Genomic DNA, 19,923 nt, shown 5'->3' with positions numbered 1-19,923 from the left:
TCGCGGAGCGAGTAGCGTCAGTGCTAGCACCGACCTCTGGCCAAACACCTAGAAACGTCTCGCAGCCTAATTCATTCCGGCAAGAGCCAACCTAGTTGCAGCCAGCCCGATTCGCTGCTGGCGTCCTGCATCAGCAGGGGACCATGCTCTTGGATGTTCTCAGGCAGGTCGATCATTGGGATTTCGATCTCTTCGGGGAAGCCTCGCCCCGAGTCGGCCTGGCGATTGAGTTCCTTCGCCAGCACGCCTCGTGTGGCGACCTGGCGGCCACTCAAGCCACCTCCATCGGCCGGATCGAACGACGAGGGGACGACCTCGATCTCACCATCGCGAACCAGGATCAGACCACCATTCTGCACGTGTAGTCCATAAGTGACCTCGATGTCCCAACCATCGTAGGTGTCGTCCTGCACCTCGATGCGCGCCGCATGAACGCGGATCACCACCTTTTGATCCTGGAAGTCGAGCGTCACCGGACGGAGGCGACGGAACGTGAGCGACCACGGCTTGAACTCCCGCCCGTCGTCCTCGTCGGGCTCGTCGTCGGCCTCTTCGCGGGCTTCGTCGATTGCCTTGCGAAGCGCCTTGGGCAGTTCGACGTTTAACTTGGGATGCCCGTCTTTGGTCTTCTGCGATAGCGTTGCCCCCGCCAGGATGACCGAGGCCATGTTGGCCGCGCCGGTCTCGTGCACTCGCACAGCAAGGTCGTGCCCTGTGGGGAAAGCAGGCGGTGTCGCCTCGGCGCCCAACTCGCCTCGCCCCGCTTGCAGCAGGTCGAAATTCAGACTGTGGTCGGTGGTCGAAAAGGCGACCATCCGCGGTTCGGCGTTTCGAACGGCCAGTGGCTTCTTGAACTGATTCTCGTACTCGTACCGAGCATCCTGCAGCTTCGGCAGCAGCTCTTCTTCCAAGTTATCCGAGATGCGATCCTCGGCATGGCGGGCGGCGATGCGGTTGGCCTGGGGCTTTTTCTCGGCCACCTGCTTCTCGCCAATCCGTTCAATCAGCCGGCTGCCAATGCCACCGCCCTGTTTCTTCACGCTACGCGTCACGGTGCTCGTGGTGGCGCTCACGCGCGTGGGGTAGTTCCAGAAGTCGCTATCTTCCATCGCGATTCGCTTCGTCGCTGTGAACGGGGTGGTGCCACTGCTGCGAATCACCACCGGATCGTTGTAGCCATTGGTCTCCGAGCGTGTGACTCCGTCGAGAGTGAGCAGCAGTTCGGCCTGCCGGCTGTTGGGCACCGTGGAAAGGCTCACCGAGCCGGTGGTATGCCCCGTGCCGCGGATCGTCGTGCCCAGAATGCAGTCGCGCACCGGCGAGACGTCGTCCACGGGCTTGGAGGCCACGCGTTGGAGGAACCGCTCGGAGATTTCCGCGCGGAAGTTGGGGTGATTGAACTCATTGCGCAGCGTCGAGGTTAGTTCCGTGGCTCGGCCGATGCCGCTGAAGAAGTCGAGTCGCCGCTCGATCTCGAATCGGGCGCGCGTCGATCCATCTTCGGCGTAACGGTCGAGGTACTTCACCAGCAGCTCTAGCTGGCGGTCGATAAACGCCTGCTGGTCGCGAGCGCGGGAGATGGTCGACAAATCGAGGTACTTCTCCATGGCCGTCGCCACACGCTGGTACGGAGTCAACTCCAAGCCGGCTGCGCCGGAACGGAAGCGATTGAGCGACTGGGCAATCGCACCCAGGTTGGGGCGATCGGTGTCGGCCAGGCTTTGCTGTACGCCATCCCACTTCAGGTAGCGCTTCCAAGCCTCGCCGCGCTGGCTGCCGGGCACCAGAAACGTCTCCAACTGCTGGGCGGCGTCGACCAGCGACTGGCGGGCGGAGGCTACCTCTTCGGCAGTCACCGGGTCGAACCCACTTTTGGCCTGCTCGATCGTAGCAGCCATCTGCTCGCTGACCGCTTCGGCGGGGCTGCTGCACGTGAGCAATATGGCCACCGCTAACCCTACCCAAGCGCACTTCATCGAGTGCATTGCGCAACACATGGGAAGTCTATCCTTCGCTCGTTTGCGTCCGAAGCCATATGCCGGGCGGACAACGCCACCGCCCTGGCAGAGGGGGCCCTTAAAGTCACCCCAATCTACCTTTGCCAGTGCAGGTTGTCTACGCACTGCCAGAGGCGCTAAAGCTGCTATCTGCCGTAAAATAACCGTTAGAATCGGTACAGATGGTGGTGGGCAGCAGAACTCTGCGCCGCGCGCTTCAGAATCAGAATGTCACGAATCACGAGTTGCCGAGCTTCGATTATTCCCGCAACTGCTTGAAATACTCTTCGGCGTGTTGGCCGTGAGCGCGGGGCAGGCGTTGGCTGGTGAGTGGGTCGGCGGGTTCGGCGTTGATGCCTTCCAGCTCTTGTTCTGCGGCGATGCCCGTTTGGCCCGCCACGTTGGGACCATCGACAAAGCCGCCAAAGGTCGCCGCTCCCTGGCCCGGGTTCTGACGAACCTGGGTGTCGCGGAACTGCGTGGGATTTTCTTCGTCGGGTCGCGGACCGTAGCCGCGGCCGGCGCCCATGCCCATGCCGCCCTGTTCGTTGAATTGGTCGCCCATGCCACCCATTCCGTCCTGGAACGCCTGGTCCATGTTCATGCCGTTCATGGCGTTCTTGGCTGCTTCGAGTTGGGCCAGCGCTTCGTCGAGCATTTCGAGTTCTTGGCCTTGCTGCTGCATTTGCTGCAGTTGGTCGGCCAGCTCCGACATGGCGCGGGCGGCGCCCTCTTTGTCGCCGGCTTTCATGCAGTTCTGACACTGGCCTAGTTTCTGGGCCAGTTTGTCGAGGTTCTGCATCTGCGGTTGGTTCTGCTGCATCTGGTCGAGCTTTTGCTGCAGCTCGCCGGCCTTAGCCAAGTCGCCCTTCTTGCGTTGCTCTTCAATCTGCTTCTTGAGCTGATTCATCGCCTCGCGGTTGGCCTGCGTCGCGTCGGCAAGCTTCTTCTTCAGCTGATCGAGCTGCTTGTCGAGTTTGTCTTTCTCGGACTTGGTTAAGTTGTCTTTGCCAATCTTGTCCTGCAGCTGCTTGAGTTCATCGATCGCTTTCTTCCAATCGCCCTGCTGCATCGCCTTGGCCATTTTGTCGGCAGGACCCTGGCTCAGCTCCTTCATGTTTTCCATTTGCTTCTTCAGCGATTCGGAAGTGCCGAGCTTCGCGCGGCGCTCTTCGAGCTGCTTGGCCAAGTTGTTGAGCTTGACCGTGGTCTTCTTGCGCTCTTCTGGATTGTCTTTGTTCAGCTCCTTGGTTTCCTGCTCGAGTTCCTTCAGCAGTTCTTCGGCCTCTTTCAGGTCCTTCTGCTCCGCCTTCTTCTTCATGTCCTGCAACTTCTTCTGCAACTCTTCGTTGGCCTTCTTCACCTTGGCGCGGGCGGCGTTGGTAGGAGTTGGTTCGACGCTGCTGAGTGCCTCCTTGTTGCTGCCGAACGTGATCAGGCAGAACACGATCACTGCGGGCACCAAGGGTAACCACGCGCGGCGGTCCATGTGAGGGCGGAACTTCTCGCCGATGTCGATGCGGTCGATGCGGTGCGAAGCGTCTTTCAGCAGCGCTTGACCCGCTTGCGAGTCCAGATCCGTCGGCGAGAGTGCCAGGCTGCTGGCGACTCGCTCGCGAAGTTGGTAGCGACGGTCGATCTCGATGGCCGCGTCGAGCGTACTTTGACGAGTGACGTATGTGGCGATCAACGCGCCTAACACGCAACCACCACCAGCCAGCCACAGCCAAACCTGTGTCCAATTGGCCGGCAGGTTATCAATCGCCACCAGTTGCGGAGCGGCAATCGCCACAGCGGCTACTGCCAGAGCAATGAATGCCGACCACACCAGATAGTGCAAGAACTTCTCGACCAGCAACCGGCGGTGAGCGCGACGCACTTGGGTGAGCAATTTGTCCATGACCAATGTCCTACGGAAAGTGTCCGATGTGGGTGGCGATAGCTACGCGTAAGTATATCGGCTTCAGGCTGCGGGGTCACGCACGATTGGCGGGGGGTGGGAAGAAATCTGCTCCCCGCGAATCTACTCCAGCCTCAAGAAACGCCCAGGCCTCAGGTATTTCGACGCTTGGGGCTTGGTATTGGTTCCGTAGATTCTGGGGGGCTTATTCCGGCAAGGCGAAGCTCATTGGCTACCAGGACCCCAGATTGGCCAGCGACGGCATCCCGACTCGCGCAATTCTGCGAGCTCAATATTATAGGCCGACTGGATCACCTCGTGCGTCACTACCTCGGCGGTCGTGCCTTGGCGGACGATCGTCCCCTCGCGCATCACGAGCGTACTTTCGATGTGCGGCATGATTTCCTCGACGTGGTGCGTCACTAGCAGCGTCGAGGGACCATCGCTGCGAGCGAGCTGACTGTCGAGCCAGGCGAGGAATCGCTCGCGCACGCCTGGGTCCATGCCGGCGCACGGTTCGTCGAGCACCAGCAGCACCGGTTCGGCCATCGTCGCGCGGGCGAACAGCACCTGCTGGCGCTCGCCTTGCGAGAGCACGCCCCACCGCTTCTCGGCGAGCGCGGCGCAGCCAATCGCGTCGAGGCGCTCGCGGGCTTCGACAAACTCCTCGTCGGTGGGATGAAATGTCGGCAGGTACCGTAAACCGACCTGCGCGGTGCGTCCCGTGACCACGGTTTCGACCGCCGTATCGCCCTTGGGAACCAAGTCGACCAGGTCGCACGAGATCCAACCCACGCGTTTGCGCCACTCGCGCAGGTCGATCAACTCTTCACCATTGCGGAGCACGGTTCCGCTCGATGGCCAAACGTAGCCGCAGGCAATCTTCAACAGCGTGGTCTTGCCGGAGCCGTTCGGACCCAACACGGCCCAATGCGCACCCGACGCGAGTTGCCAAGAGACATCGCGGAGGATTTCGGTCGAGCCCTGCGTGTAGTCGACGTGTTTGATTTCAATCAGAGGTGACATAGCATCCAACGAATGACCAATATCCAAATCTCAATGACCAATACATGGGAGCCCCAGCCTGCGGCGGGAGCCGAGGGTTCTACGCCAAGCCCCGCGCACTACTTGTACCCATGCTCGTCACCCGGGAACGTTCCGTCGCGCACCTCGTCGCGATACCGAGTGGCCGCGTCGACGATGTCCTGTTTCAGGTTGGCGTACTGCTTGGCGAACTTTGGCACGTGCCCGCTGGTTAGGCCGAGCATGTCGTTCACCACCAGCACCTGGCCATCACAGTCGGGGCCCGCGCCAATGCCGATGGTGGGGATCGGCACTTTGGAGGTGATGTCGGCCGCTATGTCGCGCGGAACGCACTCCAGCACCATGGCGAACGCGCCGGCCTCGCTTACCGCGCGGGCGTCTTCCAGCAGGTGATCGCCATCGCGCTGCACGCGGTAGCCACCCAGTTGGTGAACACTCTGCGGCCGCAAGCCACAGTGGGCCATCACCGGAATGCCGGCGCAGGTGAGCGCGCGAATCGTTTCGGCCTGCTCGCTCCCGCCTTCGAGTTTCACCGCTTGAGCGCGGGTGCGTTTGAGCATCTCGCCGGCGGTTTCGATGGCTTTGTAACGCCCCAGGTAGTTGCTGGGGAACGGCATATCGACCACCACCAGCGCACGATCCACCGCGCGGCCCACCATTTCGGCGTGGTAGATCATCTCCTCGACCGTGACCGGCAGCGTGTTCTCGCGGCCCTGCACCACCATGCTCAACGTGTCGCCCACCAGAATTCCCTCCACGCCCGCTTCGTCTAGCAACCGCGCGGTGGGGTAGTCGTAGGCAGTGAGCACCGAAATCTTGTGGCCCGCTTGTTTGAACGCGGTAAACTCGGGCACGGTGATACGCTTAGGGCGAGGCATTGGGTTGAGTGGTCGAGGGCCAGGGTTCGCAGGGTCACACCTTCGGTGGCACTCCACCCTACACAAAGTTATGGACCAGGTGCCGCCTGTGGTATCTTACGTCGATGCATTGTAACTTGAACGGGCGGCCTTTTCGCGGGTGGCTCCGACACATCTAACTGGGAGGAAACAGGCGATGCCCCACATTCTGGCGTTCGATCAGGGTACTACATCTTCCCGAGCCATCGTGTTCGACCACGCTGGCAACGTGGTGGCAATCGCCCAGCGCGAATTCCAGCAGTTCTACCCCAAGCCCGGCTGGGTGGAGCACGACGCAGCGGAGATTTGGCAGTCACAGCTCGACGTGGCGGTCGAAGCGGTCGGCAAGGCGGGCCTTGCACCCTCGGACCTGGCGGGCATCGGCATCACCAACCAGCGGGAAACGGCCATCATCTGGGACCGCGCGACCGGCGAGCCAATCCATCCGGCCATCGTATGGCAAGACCGCCGCACCGCGGACACGTGCGACCAACTACGCCTCGGCGGGCACGAGGCGCGAATCACCCAACGAACGGGCCTGGTGATCGATCCTTATTTTTCGGGAACCAAGTTCGCCTGGATGCTCGACCAGGTGCCCGGCGCGCGGGAGCGAGCCAGCCGTGGCGAGCTGGCGGCCGGCACGGTGGACAGTTGGCTCGTATACAAGCTCACCAGCGGCGCGGTGCACATCACCGACGTGACGAACGCGGGCCGTACCCAGTTGATGGACATCCATCGCTGCGAGTGGGACGATCAGTTGCTTGCGCTGTTGGGCGTGCCGCGCGAGTTGCTGCCGGAGATTCGCTCCTCCAGCGAGGTATACGCCACGGTGGCGAGCGACCTGCCGCTGGCCGATGTTCCGATTGCCGGCATCGCGGGTGACCAACACGCCGCGCTGTTCGGTCAGGCCTGCTTCCAGCCGGGCATGGTGAAGAACACCTACGGCACTGGCTGCTTCGCCTTGATGAACACCGGCACGCAGGTGAAACCTTCGGAGCACAAGCTGCTATCGACACTCGCTTGGCAAATTGGCGACACCACCGAGTACGCCCTGGAAGGGAGCATTTTCGTCGCTGGTGCGGTAGTGCAATGGCTCCGCGACGGGCTGGGCATCATCAAGAGTGCGGCCGAAATCGAAGCGCTCGCCACGTCGGTCGACGACACCGGCGGCGTGTACTTCGTACCCGCCTTGGCAGGTCTCGGCGCGCCGCACTGGGATGCTTATGCACGAGGCACCATCGTCGGGCTTACTCGCGGCACGTCGGCTGCGCATATCGCTCGGGCGGCGCTCGAGGGCATTGGTTACGAGGTGGCCGACATCATTGCCGCCATGCAAAGCGACTCGGGGCTGCCGCTCGCCGAGCTACGCGTCGACGGCGGCGCCAGCAACAACAACTTGTTGATGCAGATGCAAGCCGACCTGCTGCAGGCCGAGGTGGTTCGCCCGGCGGTCACCGAGACCACCGCCCTGGGCGCAGCGTACCTGGCGGGCTTGGCCACCGGGGTGTGGTCGGATCGCAGCGAGCTGGAAACGCAGTGGCAAGTCGACCAACGATTCGGCCCACAGATGTCCGCCGACCAGGCCGCCGAGCGACGAGCCCAATGGAACCGCGCCGTCGAACGATCCAGGGAGTGGGCCCTCGACTAGTATCTCGTCAAGCCGAACTTTTCGGATAGCGATCGCAGTACTATGGCCGCCTCGGCTGTAGAACCAGAAGGAAGACGTATTAGCTACCCTGCTACGGCCGGGGCGGCCATACTACATCGCCACAAACCGAGTCTTACCAATGAATGCCCTTCCCCCCAACCCGAATTACTCCCGCCAATCGCAGATCGACTTGCTGGCGAAGGGACAAGCATTCGACATCGTGGTAATCGGTGGCGGGGCGACCGGCATGGGCATCGCGCTCGACGCGGCCTCGCGGGGGTATCGCGTGGCGCTGTGCGAGCGGTACGACTTCGGCAAAGGAACCTCGAGTCGCAGCACCAAGCTGGTGCATGGCGGGGTGCGTTATCTGCAACAAGGTAACGTGTCGCTGGTGCGCGAAGCGCTGCACGAGCGCGGGCTGCTGTTGAAGAACGCGGCGGAAATCGTCTATCCGCTGCCTACGATCGTGCCGGTTTATTCCACCTGGGAAGTACCCTACTACTGGACTGGGCTGAAGACATATGACCTCTTGGCCGGCAGGCTGAACATCGCCAGTTCGGGCTATCTCTCGCCTAGCGCCACGCAAGCGGCGCTGCCGACCATCAAGACCGCCGGACTGAAGGGCGGCATTCGTTACTTCGACGCAGGCTTCGACGACACCCGACTGCTAGTCGCTCTGATGCAAACGGCCATCGACGAGGGAGCTACCTGCGTGAACTACATGACGGTCGAGCGCCTGCGGCGCCTCGAAGGACGAGCCTCTGGCGTGGTGGCTCGCGACACGCTGACCGACATCGAGTACGAACTGAGCGCCCAGGTGGTGATCAATGCCACTGGCCCGTTCAGCGATCACTTCCGGCAACTGGACGATAGCTCGCGCGGCGCCCGCATCCAGCCGAGCCAAGGCGCGCACATTGTGCTCGATCGCCGATTTCTGCCAGGCGACTCGGCGATGATTGTTCCCAAGACATCCGACGGTCGGGTGATCTTCGCCATCCCCTGGCACGGGGCAACACTGGTCGGCACGACCGACACATCGCTCGAGTCGACACCGATCGAACCGGTGCCCATGGAAGAAGAAATCGCGTTCCTGCTTTCCACGGTGGGCGACTATCTGAGCGAAGCGCCCACCCGCGGCGACATTCGTTCGATGTTCGCCGGCGTCCGGCCGCTGGTGTCGGGCGACGAACAGAACACCTCGAAACTCGCCCGCGATCATGTGATCGAAGTCTCCGAGTCGGGCCTAATCTCAGTGATGGGCGGCAAGTGGACCACCTATCGCCGCATGGCTGAGGACGCGGTCGATCGCGCGATCGAAGTCGCCGGTCTGCCGACGCTGGCGTGTCGTACCGAGACGCTCGAGCTTCGCACGCAGGACAAGCAGGCGATCGGCGAGCTGTCGCACGACGATCCCTCGCTGGCCGAGCCGCTCGACCCGTCGCTCCCCTACTCCACCGGCGAGGCGCTGTGGTCGATTCGCAACGAGATGGCCGTTTCGGTCGAAGACGTTTTGGCCCGCCGCACCCGCGCGCTGCTGCTCAACGCGGCTGCCGCCCGCCGCTGCGCCCCTGCGGTGGCGCAGATGCTCGCCAGCGAATTCGATTTCGACGACGCCTGGGTTGCTTCGCAGCTCGCGGAGTTCAACCAATTGGTCGAAGAGCACCTGCCTGCTAAGCCTGATAAATAATCCGGAATTCTTCGCCGCTGCTGGTAGGAATCTTACACGGGCAAGGGGAAAATGGGGCTCACAACCCGCTGGAATGAGCCGGTTGCCGTGTTTCACATGAAACGACGAGGTAGAAATGGCAGCGGGGGAGTTTCACGTGGAACACGAAGAATACGGGTTGTGGGTAAGGTGTTGCACGTGAAACGAGGTTCTGCTCCTCCTGCACGTTGCCGCAAGTCGAAAAGTTGCAGCGCCGCGCGGCGGCTGGTATGAACTACACGTAGTTCTGGCCCCGCGATCTGCCCCCTTGGAGATGCATCATGTCCACCCGCGCCATTCGTCGCCGCGAGTTTCTCACCACCAGCGCCACGGCCCTGGGGGCCTTGAGTCTGGCGCCCCGCACTGCTCGTGCGTTGTCGGCCAACCAGGTGCTCCGCACCGCGCACATCGGTGTTGGCGGAATGGGCCGCGCGGACCTGCGCGACGTCGCCTCGCATCCTCAGGTGGAAGTCGCTGCGTTGTGCGACGTGGATGCTGGGCGACTAGCCACCGCGCTGCAGGACTATCCCCAGGCCGAGTCGTTCGCCGACTACCGCGAGCTGCTGGACCAACTGGGCGACAAGATCGATGCAGTGGTGGTCTCCACGCCTGACCACACCCACGCACCGGCGGCGCTCAGGGCGATGAAGGCCGGCAAGCCGGTGTACTGCCAGAAGCCACTGACCCACGAAGTGTCGGAGGCGCGCCGCATGCGCGAAGTGGCCGAAGAGAAAGGACTGGTCACTCAGATGGGTGTGCAGATCCACTCGGCCGCCCCCTATCGCCGCGCGGTGAAGATGATCCAGTCGGGCGCGGTCGGCAAGGTGAGCGAGGTGCACGCCTGGTCGAACAAGAACTGGGGAATGGACAGCAGCGAGTTGCCTCCGGTTGCCCCAGTGCCAGAGACGCTTGATTGGGATCTTTGGCTTGGCGTTGCCCAGGAGCGGTCGTTCGTGCCCGGCATCTACCACCCGGCGCAGTGGCGGCGGATGATCGATTTTGGCACCGGCACACTTGGCGACATGGGCGTGCACATTTTTGACACACCCTACTGCGCGCTCGAATTGACCGCGCCCAATTGGGTGAAGACCACCTGCCGCCCGCCCACCGGCTTGGGCCACCCGACCAAGAATCTGGTGGAGTACGAGTTCCCTGGCACCAAGTTCACTACCGACACGCTCACCTGGAAATGGTACGACGGTCAGTACGCCCCGCCCGCCGATCTCGAAGTTCCCTTGCCACCCGAGTCGCAGCTCCCGGGACAAGGCTCGTTGTTCATCGGCCAAGAGGGCATGTTGCTGCTGCCGCACGTCGCAGAGGCGGTGCTGCTGCCGCAGGAGAATTTCGCTGACTACCAGCCGCCCGAGGCCGGGGGCGCGAATCACTACCACCAATGGGTCGACGCCTGCCTGGGCAACGGTGAATCCAGCATGCCGTTCAGCCTCGCGGGCCCACTCACCGAGGCCCTGCTGCTGGGCGTGGTGGCCAATCGCTTCCCCGACACGAAGCTCGTCTGGGATGCCGAAGCGATGAAGGTCACCAACCTGGAGGAAGCCAACGCGCTGTTGAGTCGCGAATATCGCCAGGAGTTCGGCGGCGTACCCACCACGTGAAATAGGGTGAGTGCGCGAGGTAGGTAAACTGTTCCACGTGGAACGCTACTTTTGGTTGGTTCGCATCGCACCGAACAACTGCGCGAAGCCTTCGATCACTCCAGCACATGCCAGGGATATCGCCAAGATGATCAAAGCTCTCGACCACGGCATCTGCACAGAGAGAACGCCGATTCGTACAAGGGTGAGGAAGATCGCTGTCCAGCCGGTCAGGAGCATCAGGTCGAAGATGGAAAATCGTCGCGCCGAGCGTGTGCCGAGGCCTTCCTTCAGCCAATAGCGTCGCAGGCCGTGGCGCGTTGTCCATCGCGCACCCACCGCCCCGCATAGTCCCGCCAGTGCCGCGAATTGCCAGAGGGGCTCATACGGCGACATACCGGCGACGCACCCAACACCCGCTGCGGCGCCAGCGCCACCCATGGCGAACTTCGGCGGCACGTGGCCCCGGCTCATGGCGTACAGCAGCGCCGCGAGCAGGCAGGGGACGATGCCGCCAAGTAGGGCGAATGCACATCCCACAAAAGTCCCAACGATGGGAAAGATCAGCGTACCGAACGCGCCACCCGCCAGTGCGGTCCCCATCCATCCCCACAAAAATGAGCTTATAGCCACCGTGCTCAGTGCTTGGATCTCCGTTGGTCCGGCGGGTAGTGGTGGATAGACGTCGCGCTCGAGTTCCTGCTTCTCCGCGTGCAATCGGGCGATGGCGTCGAGTGCTTGTTGGTCTGGCGACTGCGACTCGCTAGCCAGTTCCTGGGGTACTGGTTCGACGCTCATTGGTGATACCTCCTTGCCACGAGGATCACCAGCGGAAGCGTCATGCCTTGTAGCACCAGTCCGCCGAGTACCACGATTGCCAACCCCGGGCCCAGCGCGCCGAGCAGTTTGAGCAGCGCCAGAATGCCTGCGAGCCAGGTCGTGGCGATCAACAACTGGCGGATGTTGAACTGCCGGGCGGTGGGTGTCTCGTCTTGCTCAGGCGAGTAGCGCTGACGGGTCATCTCGCGTGCGACCGCGTCCCAGCAGCCACCCGCCTGGCCAAGGAGCGTGGCCAAAATTGGCCCAAACAGTAGCGAGAGCAACCAACCAGCGTCATTAGCTGTCCAGCCGAGTTGCCAGATCGTCCCCAGGTAGCCTGTCAGTCCTCCGGCCAAGCCACCGACCAATGGCCAGTTCACCTTGCTGGAGAGTGAGCGTGCGGCGAAGAAGCAGAGACCCAGCAACAACAGGGCGAGCGGTGCGACTCCCAGAACCAGGCAGGCCAACGTGATGGTGAGAAAAATGGCTGCCGCGGAGAGGACGCCACAAAGCAATTCGCCAAACGGCTGGCCATTTGCGCCGACGTAAAGTATGGACATCAAGAAGGCGAACAATCCCAGCACCACCGCGTAGATCAGTGCTGCTGCAAGGATACCAATCAGCGCCGCGCCAAAGTCTGTTACCGGTCTGCGAACGTAAGAGCCAACCGGCCGAGGCAGCGGCTGCGTTGCAATGTAGAGGTCGTCGTGGTTGAGCATGGGCCGCATCCGGTGGGGGTGCATCGACACTATTCTACCGGCGATCGTGGTCCCGTACCAAGTCGCGGGGTTCGCAGCCCCTGCCACGCGAGCATCTGCATCACCAGCCAGGCCGTGCCGGCTTGAAATACCACCCACACTAGTGGCGGGCCGAACCAGGGCGCGTCGAACTGAAATCCCCACCGCGCGATGCCAAAAAACGCAGCCATCCAAGTCGTAAGCAGAAACGCACCTTGTAGCCGAAAACGCAAAGGGCGACCTGCAGGTGGCTGAGATGGTCGATTCCTGCAAATGCCCCATCCACCACCGATTTGTCCACACAACGTCGCCAGCCCGGGAAGAAACAAGAACAGGCGAACGTGCTCGGCAAGGTTGCTCGACGAATAGTCGGCTGGGTAGGCAATCAGCGAACACACCGCCCCCGCCAGACCGCCGACCAGCACTCCGAACAGTGGGGCGTGGCGATGCAGCCCGAGGTACAACACGGGTAGGCTCGCCACTAGCAGCAGGATGCCGCCGGCGGTGAACATGGCGATGCCCGCCGCCACGGCGATAACCAGCATCGACACCCCAGCGCATAGAAGTGAGTCAACGCTTTGGAAGAATTCCGAGTGACCCGTGAGCAAGACTTCCGTGGCGACGCCGATCACCGCAGCGATCAGCACGTAGCAGGCGCCGGCCAGTGAGATCCCGGCCCAGGCGGAGAAAAGACCGTCGTCCCAGGTCCATTGCTCGCGGTTCCACCGGTCGAGTGTGTAGCCCTCGGGACGCGTCGCATGCAGCGGCGGTGGGCGAGTGGGCGGGTCGCCGACTTGGGAATTATCCATGCTGCAGCTCGCCGGATCGGGGACGCTAGCAAAGGTTCTACGTCTGCGGCCGCGGTTCCGTTCGCCGCGCCGCCCGTTTTTGCTAGCAGTAACTGCCATACCACGAGTCACCCAGGGTGCCTACAATCCGCCGCTCCGGGCGCTGACGCTTCCGGCTCCCCTAGTCCCCAGCCCCTAATCCCTAGCCCCACATCTATGGGTCGCGTCCTCACCATTGCCAATCAGAAAGGCGGCGTCGGCAAGACTACGACGGCCGTGAGCCTGGCGGCTGGCTGCGCGCTGGGTGGACAGAAAACGCTGCTGGTGGATCTCGATCCGCAGTGCAACGCCACGAGCGCGGTAGGCTGTGCGCCAGTCGAGCGGCACCCGCTGGTCGACGCCCGGCCGATTCGCGAGGCGGTGCAGCCAACGGAAATCGAACATCTGGAAGTGCTGCCAGGCAGTCAGAGTTTTCGCGACGTCGACGCGCTAGCAACCGCGGCGGACACCGAGTCGATGCGCGTCGCCGAACACCTGGCGGCCAGCTTGAGCGTGTACGACATGGTGCTGGTGGATTGTCCTCCATCGTTGGGTGGTTTGACTCGCACGGCGCTAGCCACCAGCGACGAAGTGCTGATGCCGATCCAGTGCGAATATTTCGCCATGGAAGGGCTCACGCAGATGATCGAAGTGATCCGCCAGGTGATGAGTACGGACAACGCGCGGCTCGAGTTCGGCGGAATTCTTTTGACGATGTACGAATCCGAGTTGGAGCTGACGCGCGAAATCGACCGCGAAGTCCGGGAATTTTTCGGCGACGTGGTATTCACCACCGTTGTTCCACGCGATGTCGCCTTAGCCGAAGCGCCGAGCCATGGCGTGCCGATAATGAACTACGCACCACGTTCGCAGGGAGCGCGAGCGTACATCGAACTATGTCTGGAGGTACTCGATCGTGTCTAATCAACGCCGTCTGGGACGAGGGCTGGAAGCACTGCTAGGACGTTCGCTGGACGAACCATCCACCGAAGCGGTGCCGCTGGAAAACGATTTTGTCAACGACAACGCTGCCAGCGATGCCAGCACCCACGATGGGATGGACCGCGACTACAACGGCCAGTTGTGGTTGGACGTGGTGTCGATCGACACGAATCCGAATCAGCCGCGGAAAGAATTCGACGAAGTCGAAATCGCCGACCTGGCCGACAGCATTCGCGCGCATGGCGTGATCCAACCACTGGTCGTTCGCCAGGTAGATGAGCGATTTGAACTGATCGCCGGCGAGCGCCGATTGCGGGCGGCGAAGGCGGCTGGTTGGGAGCGCGTGCCGGTGCTGGTTCGCGAGGTGAGCGATCAACAACTGGCCGAGTTGGCGATTGTCGAGAACATCCAACGCAAGGATCTCAACCCGTTGGAGAAAGCCGAGTGCTTCCAACGCTACTTGGCCGAGTACAACTGCACGCAGGAAGATCTCGCCTCGCGCATTCACATCGACCGCTCCACGATCGCCAACTTGATTCGCCTGCTGGAACTGCCTGAGCAAGTGAAGAAGCTGCTGGCCAAGGGAGACATCTCGCAAGGCCACGCTCGGGCGCTGTTGCCGCTGGGCGACGAAGAGCAGCAGATCGACTTCGCCTATCGCATCAAAGCCGAAAGCATGAGCGTACGGGCGACCGAGCAGGCGGTGCAGGACACGATGCACTCCGACGCCGAACTTCTAGGACCCATCGGCGGCGTTGGGTCGCAGCCGACTGCGAAGCCCACGCGGAGCGAGCAACTCGCGCACTTGGAACAGGAACTCAAAACGGCGCTGGGTACCAACGTCAAGCTGACGCAAAATGCCAAAGGCAAAGGGAAGGTGACGATTCACTTCGGCGACGCCGAGGAGTTCGAGCGACTGCGGTCGATACTCACTGCGGGACAGATGCCGCAGTCTTTGCCACAAGCCGCATAGGCCGCGCCGCAGACGACAGTCTTTTACAAGCACCTGACGAGCTACTGGACGTCGCATGACGTGGAGTAGCTCGTCTTTTTTTGCCCGCCCGCAGTTTTCTGGCGTTTCATTCGACCTTGCGCTGCTATGGCTTGTTCCGGATGTTGGTGCGAGTACAATGATGGTTGCCTTGCCACCCTACGGTCCGGCACGGCTTCTGCCCGTTGTTTATTGTTCGTGTACGACCAACCTCAGACAGAGTCTGAAAAGTTGTGGCGTGCGCGAGTGTCACAAACAACTTTCTTCCGATTCGAGCAGAGGCTGTGATGCGTACCAAGATGTTGGACATGGGCAAGGTGTATCTGGCGGTGGTGTTAGTGGCAATGAGTGGCGCCGCCACCTCACATGGCGCGGAAACCGAGGAGCAATCCAACTGGACTCCGCCCGCTTATCCGCTGGTGGCGTGCGATCCGTATTTCAGCATTTGGTCGCGCGGCAAGTCGATCACCGACGTCGACACCACCCACTGGGCAGGCAAGCCGCACCGCCTGTCGAGCGTCGCCCGCATCGATGGCAAACTCTACCGATTGCTGGGCAACACACCGAGCGACATGCCGGCGCTCGAGCAAGTTTCGCAAAAAGTTCTGCCAACGCGAACAGTGTTTCATCTGGAGGGAGCTGCGGTCGAAGTGCAGCTCACCTTCACCACGCCGGCGCTGCCAGAAGACATCGACCTGCTGAGCCGCCCGATCACCTACGTGAGCTACGAGGTCCGTTCGCTCGATGGCAACCTGCATGAAGTGCAGTTGATGTTTGGCGCCGCTGGCGAGTTGGCCGTCAATACGCCCGAACAGCAGGTGACCGCCGAGACCGTTTCGAGCGACGAAAACACCGTGCTGCAGCTTGGCTCGGTCGACCAGTTTGTGCTCGGCAAGTCGGGCGACGACTTGCGCATCGACTGGGGCTATTTCTATCTGGCCGCCCGCAATTCGATGGTGCAACAGGCCGGCATGGTGGAGATTGACCTAGCCGATCAGTTGGACCTATCGCAAGACGATGCGCTCAAGGCCAAACAGTCCGAAGCGATCGCCGGAGAAGACCTGGGCTTGTTGATGGTGCTCAAGCCGATGATGGTGGGCAACACCGCGAAACAGCAGTGGATGCTCTTGGCGTACGACGACTTGTATTCCATCGAGTTTATGGGCAAGAAGTTACGCCCGTACTGGCGCCGCAATGGGCTGGATGGGCCGGGTCTGGTGAACGAGGCGCTCGGCGACTATGAAGAACTCAGCGAGCGCTGCCAGAAGTTCGACGCCCAGTTGGTGAAGGACCTCGAAGCCGCGGGCGGCGCGAAGTACGCCGATATCGCCTGCCTGGCCTACCGCCAGTGCTTTGCGGCGGGCAAATTCGTGGCCGATGACAACGGCCAGCCGCTGCAGTTCTCCAAGGAGAATCACTCCAACGGCTGCATCGCGACTTCCGACGTGTTCTACCCGATGGCGCCGCAGTTCTTGCTGTTTGGACCGTCGTTGGCCAAGTCGTTTGTCGTGCCGTTCATGGAGTACGCCGAAAGCGATCGTTGGAAATTCCCCTTCGCTCCGCACGACTTGGGCACCTATCCCAAGGCCAACGGCCAGGTGTACGGCGGTGGCGAGACCAGCGCAGAAAACCAGATGCCGGTCGAGGAGTGCGGCAACTTGCTGTTGCTGATGGGAGCCATCGCCAAGATCGAAGGCAACGCCGACTTCGCCGGCGAGTATTGGCCGACGCTAGTGGAGTGGGCCGAGTACCTGAAGAAAACCGGCTACGACCCCGAATCGCAACTCTGCACCGACGACTTCGCCGGTCACCTGGCGCACAACGTGAATCTTTCGGCCAAGGCCATCTGCGCGTTGGGAGCGTTCGCCCAACTCTGCGAACTGCGGGGCGACACGAAACTGGCCGAGGAGTATCGACTGATTGCCAAACAGTACGCCGCGCAGTGGATCGAGGAAGCCGACGACGGCGACCACTTCCGCCTGACGTTCGATGGTCCCGACACCTGGAGCCAAAAGTACAACCTGGTGTGGGACAGCATTCTGGGGCTCGATTTGTTCCCGGACGCGGTTCGCGAGAAGGAGATGACCTATTACCGCCGAGTGCAGAATCGTTACGGGCTGCCGCTCGATAATCGTCGCGAGTACACCAAGCTCGACTGGGTGCTGTGGACTGCCACGCTGACTCAGGACCAGGACGACTTCCGTGCGCTAGTGCGTCCGGTGCATCGCTTCCTGAACGAAACCCGCGACCGCGCACCGATGACTGACTGGTACGAAACCAAGAGTGGTCGCAAGGTGGGCTTCACCGCCCGACCCGTCGTGGGCGGTGTATTCCTGCAGATGTTGTACAACGATGCCGCGTGGCGAAAGTGGTCCGAGCGCGACACGACCAACGCCAGCGGCTACGCCGACCTGCCGGTGCCACCGGTGGTTACCAGCGTTGTGCCGGCGGCCGATACCGAGTCGACCCAATGGCGCTACACGACCAGGAAGCCGCAGGGCGATTGGCAACAACCTGACTACGATGACTCGTCGTGGCGCGAGGGTGCGTCGGGGTTCGGCACTCGGGATACTCCCAGCGCGCGGGTGGGAACCCGTTGGAACGGCTCCGATATCTGGATCCGCCGCACGTTCGATATGCCACCAGGAGAGCATGACTCGCTGTTTCTGCACGTGCATCACGACGAGGATGCGGAGGTATACATCAACGGAGTGCTGGCGCGGAAGCTCTCGGGATACACGACGACCTACAGCCAGGTGCCGATCCTCGAGGCGGCGCTAAAATCGCTGGAGCCCACCGGCAACGTGATCGCAATCCACTGCCACCAAACCGACGGCGGGCAGTACATCGATGCGGGGCTAGCGTCGGTGGAAGAGGCCAAATGACCAACGCCGCGGCCCAAGGGGCGCGCGGCGCTGGCGAGGTTGCAGGAGGTTGTGTGGGCTTGGACTACACCAGGTTGGGAAGGTGCTTGGCGACCTTCTCTTTCAGTGCATCCGCCTCGAATGGCTTGAGAATGTAGTCCGACACGCCGGCCTTCACGGCCTCGAGCACATGGTTTTGCTGTCCTTCGGTGGTGATGATGATCACCGGGACGTCGGCATTGGCTGCGCGAACTTCCTTCAGGACGTCCAACCCAGTCTTGTGGGGCATGTTCCAATCGGTCAGCACGATGTCGAACGTGTCGTTGCCAAAGGCTTCGATAGCCTGGGCACCGTCCTCGGCGTCGACAATCGTATCGACACCCATGCCTTCCAGGGTGCGACGGATAATCGTGCGCATCATTTTTGCGTCGTCGGCAACCAAAGCTTTCATGTGTTTGCTCCCGTAAGAAGGTCACTAATTTCGTTTGAGGTTTCGGAGTTCTCGTCGCTGGACGACTCCTTAATGCTCGCGTCCACGCACATTGGTCCCCAGTCGGTTTCGAAGGGAATCGAAATGGTCGCTACGCCACTGGGGTAGCTGATGACGTGGTTCTTGCCTGACACGACCGACGGCAAGCCAATCTTCATCTCAAGGTGTTCGAGTCGGTTGTTGGCTCCGCCAGCCACCATGTTCGTGATCTCGCACACGACGTCGATTACATCGGCATCAATCGTCGTGGCGGTGTGCCCCATGATTTGTTCCGCCGCGGCAATGGCAACCTTGCGATCGACACTCACCACCACGATGCCCCGCGCCTTTCCTTCCAGCGACATCAGACCGCTAACTTCGTAGTTGGGCTGGTGGTCAGTCTTGATCGAGGGCGCTCCACGTTTGATGCCACAACAGAGCATCGTCTCGAAGGTCGAGACGGTGGAAAGGACAAAGGGATTGATCCACTCGGCTTGCATGGTGTTTTCTCCGGCGACGGCGCCTCCGCAAACCGATGAGCGGGGTGCCTTGTTCGAGACTTGTACAACTCTAGTTTGCGTTCTGCGCCCCGCTGCTTGTTGTTGCGATCTTTGCAAGGAATTGTGGACTCCTCGCACTGTTGCCAGAGAGGCTGTGTTTTACGGGTGTTTTTGCGTTTGCGAAGTCAGCTAAAAGTCTGCGCGTTGCATGGCAATTGCCGCGTTGTAGTGAGTGTGCTGGATATAAAAAGTGAAGAGCAAGGGTGTGCATTGCAGCGGCGAGGCAAAGAAGAAAAAAACTACCGCGCACGCGAACCCAAACACGCGTCGTGGGTCTATACCCACAAGTCAACGGAGGAAGCGGTGCGCTTGCTCGCGTTGAGATTCGCATTCCCGCAGTTGGGAGAGAACCATTGCGCGCACGTTCGATTCAATTCGCGACTCGGCAGTTTACGGCCGTGTAACCACGCCCCGTTAGGCGCTGAATCTACGTACGCAACCGTTCTTAAACCCAATTTGGGAATGTGAAATCATGGACACACAAACCGAATCGACAATCGGCACCACCGTTGCTGCGCGCGTGGCCGGGGAGGACATCCAACCCGGAGACTACTTGGCGGTGCTCTACGAGTTGATCGAGTACCCTTCGTTCCTATGGTGCTGCTCGGCCGTAGCGCTGGAGGAGGACCAACCGGTCCGCATCCGTTACCTGCCACGCGGCGCCGGCGAGCCCCGCAAAGTAGTCGCGGTCTGCCTGCCGTTTGTCTACGTCGAAACGACCAAAGGCAACGTCACCGGTGTCGACACCCGCCAGCACGAACTGGTGAGGCTTGACTCGGAGGTCAGCCAGCAAGTTTGGCAGCGGATGGCGAAACCCTCGAAAAAGAAGAAACGTAAGTAACCAAACCGTGAACACAAGCGCCTCCAGCATGTCGTCCTCATTCTCCTCGTCGTCCGACGAAGGAGCGAGGCCGGTGCATGGCTGAAGTGCG

The 19,923-nt window shown here is 61.5% G+C and carries 16 protein-coding genes; 7 read left to right on the top strand and 9 right to left on the bottom strand.

The genetic code is table 11. The features are described 5' to 3' along the window. Positions 1 to 71: 71 nt before the first annotated feature. From ACQK2L_RS00315 to panB, 4 genes are all read right to left on the bottom strand, one after another. Complete coding sequence (locus tag ACQK2L_RS00315) at positions 72 to 1,976, bottom strand: hypothetical protein (protein ID WP_425394963.1); 1,905 nt, start codon at positions 1,974 to 1,976, stop codon at positions 72 to 74. Between the two features lie 280 nt (positions 1,977 to 2,256). Beyond that, on the bottom strand, positions 2,257 to 3,897 hold the full coding sequence (locus tag ACQK2L_RS00310; protein ID WP_425394962.1) for a hypothetical protein: 1,641 nt from the start codon (positions 3,895 to 3,897) through the stop codon (positions 2,257 to 2,259). Positions 3,898 to 4,122: 225 nt separating this feature from the next. Next, complete coding sequence (locus ACQK2L_RS00305; RefSeq protein ID WP_425394961.1) at positions 4,123 to 4,923, bottom strand: ABC transporter ATP-binding protein; 801 nt, start codon at positions 4,921 to 4,923, stop codon at positions 4,123 to 4,125. 98 nt (positions 4,924 to 5,021) lie between these two features. Beyond that, on the bottom strand, positions 5,022 to 5,819 hold the full coding sequence (gene panB, locus ACQK2L_RS00300) for a 3-methyl-2-oxobutanoate hydroxymethyltransferase (protein ID WP_425394960.1): 798 nt from the start codon (positions 5,817 to 5,819) through the stop codon (positions 5,022 to 5,024). A 175-nt stretch (positions 5,820 to 5,994) separates the two neighbouring features. On the opposite strand from panB, the gene glpK reads away from it, so the two are divergent. The 3 genes from glpK (at position 5,995) to ACQK2L_RS00285 (ending at position 10,803) form a co-directional block, all read left to right on the top strand. Further along, positions 5,995 to 7,485, top strand: coding sequence for a glycerol kinase GlpK (glpK, locus tag ACQK2L_RS00295; protein ID WP_425394959.1), 1,491 nt, complete (start codon positions 5,995 to 5,997; stop codon positions 7,483 to 7,485). A 139-nt stretch (positions 7,486 to 7,624) separates the two neighbouring features. Further along, positions 7,625 to 9,172: an FAD-dependent oxidoreductase gene (locus tag ACQK2L_RS00290; RefSeq protein WP_425394958.1), complete on the top strand. Its 1,548-nt coding sequence runs from the start codon at positions 7,625 to 7,627 to the stop codon at positions 9,170 to 9,172. A 299-nt stretch (positions 9,173 to 9,471) separates the two neighbouring features. Further along, entirely contained in the window at positions 9,472 to 10,803 is a 1,332-nt protein-coding gene (locus ACQK2L_RS00285) for a Gfo/Idh/MocA family protein (RefSeq protein ID WP_425394957.1), read from the top strand. A gap of 45 nt (positions 10,804 to 10,848) precedes the next feature. Here ACQK2L_RS00285 and ACQK2L_RS00280 read toward each other — a convergent pair whose 3' ends face one another. The 3 genes from ACQK2L_RS00280 to ACQK2L_RS00270 are packed head-to-tail and all read right to left on the bottom strand — an operon-like array spanning position 10,849 to position 13,147. Then, the gene (locus ACQK2L_RS00280; RefSeq protein ID WP_425394956.1) at positions 10,849 to 11,580 is read right to left on the bottom strand and encodes a hypothetical protein; all 732 of its coding nucleotides are present in this window, start codon (positions 11,578 to 11,580) and stop codon (positions 10,849 to 10,851) included. Then, positions 11,577 to 12,320, bottom strand: coding sequence for a hypothetical protein (locus ACQK2L_RS00275; protein ID WP_425394955.1), 744 nt, complete (start codon positions 12,318 to 12,320; stop codon positions 11,577 to 11,579). The genes ACQK2L_RS00280 and ACQK2L_RS00275 overlap by 4 nt, the downstream gene beginning before the upstream one ends. A gap of 29 nt (positions 12,321 to 12,349) precedes the next feature. After that, positions 12,350 to 13,147, bottom strand: coding sequence for a hypothetical protein (locus tag ACQK2L_RS00270; RefSeq protein WP_425394954.1), 798 nt, complete (start codon positions 13,145 to 13,147; stop codon positions 12,350 to 12,352). Positions 13,148 to 13,342: 195 nt separating this feature from the next. On the opposite strand from ACQK2L_RS00270, the gene ACQK2L_RS00265 reads away from it, so the two are divergent. The 3 genes from ACQK2L_RS00265 to ACQK2L_RS00255 all read left to right on the top strand — a co-directional run bounded on the left by ACQK2L_RS00265 (position 13,343) and on the right by ACQK2L_RS00255 (position 17,983). Next, entirely contained in the window at positions 13,343 to 14,089 is a 747-nt protein-coding gene (locus ACQK2L_RS00265; protein ID WP_425394953.1) for a ParA family protein, read from the top strand. Further along, complete coding sequence (locus ACQK2L_RS00260) at positions 14,082 to 15,080, top strand: ParB/RepB/Spo0J family partition protein (RefSeq protein ID WP_425394952.1); 999 nt, start codon at positions 14,082 to 14,084, stop codon at positions 15,078 to 15,080. Before ACQK2L_RS00265 ends, ACQK2L_RS00260 begins: the two co-directional genes overlap by 8 nt. Before the next feature lie 305 nt (positions 15,081 to 15,385). Then, complete coding sequence (locus tag ACQK2L_RS00255; protein ID WP_425394951.1) at positions 15,386 to 17,983, top strand: glutaminase domain-containing protein; 2,598 nt, start codon at positions 15,386 to 15,388, stop codon at positions 17,981 to 17,983. 64 nt (positions 17,984 to 18,047) lie between these two features. Here ACQK2L_RS00255 and ACQK2L_RS00250 read toward each other — a convergent pair whose 3' ends face one another. Together ACQK2L_RS00250 and ACQK2L_RS00245 are read right to left on the bottom strand one after the other, a co-directional pair. Beyond that, entirely contained in the window at positions 18,048 to 18,413 is a 366-nt protein-coding gene (locus ACQK2L_RS00250) for a response regulator (protein WP_425394950.1), read from the bottom strand. After that, positions 18,410 to 18,931, bottom strand: a complete 522-nt coding sequence (locus tag ACQK2L_RS00245; RefSeq protein ID WP_425394949.1) for a chemotaxis protein CheX — start codon at positions 18,929 to 18,931, stop codon at positions 18,410 to 18,412. The genes ACQK2L_RS00250 and ACQK2L_RS00245 overlap by 4 nt, the downstream gene beginning before the upstream one ends. A 532-nt stretch (positions 18,932 to 19,463) precedes the next feature. On the opposite strand from ACQK2L_RS00245, the gene ACQK2L_RS00240 reads away from it, so the two are divergent. Continuing rightward, positions 19,464 to 19,832: a hypothetical protein gene (locus ACQK2L_RS00240; RefSeq protein WP_425394948.1), complete on the top strand. Its 369-nt coding sequence runs from the start codon at positions 19,464 to 19,466 to the stop codon at positions 19,830 to 19,832. Positions 19,833 to 19,923 lie beyond the last annotated feature (91 nt).

The sequence above is a fragment of the Aeoliella sp. genome (assembly GCF_965227375.1).
GTDB lineage: Bacteria > Planctomycetota > Planctomycetia > Pirellulales > Lacipirellulaceae > Aeoliella.
Note: the sequence above shows the minus strand (reverse complement) of the source record. Positions and strands in the feature narration are given on the sequence as shown.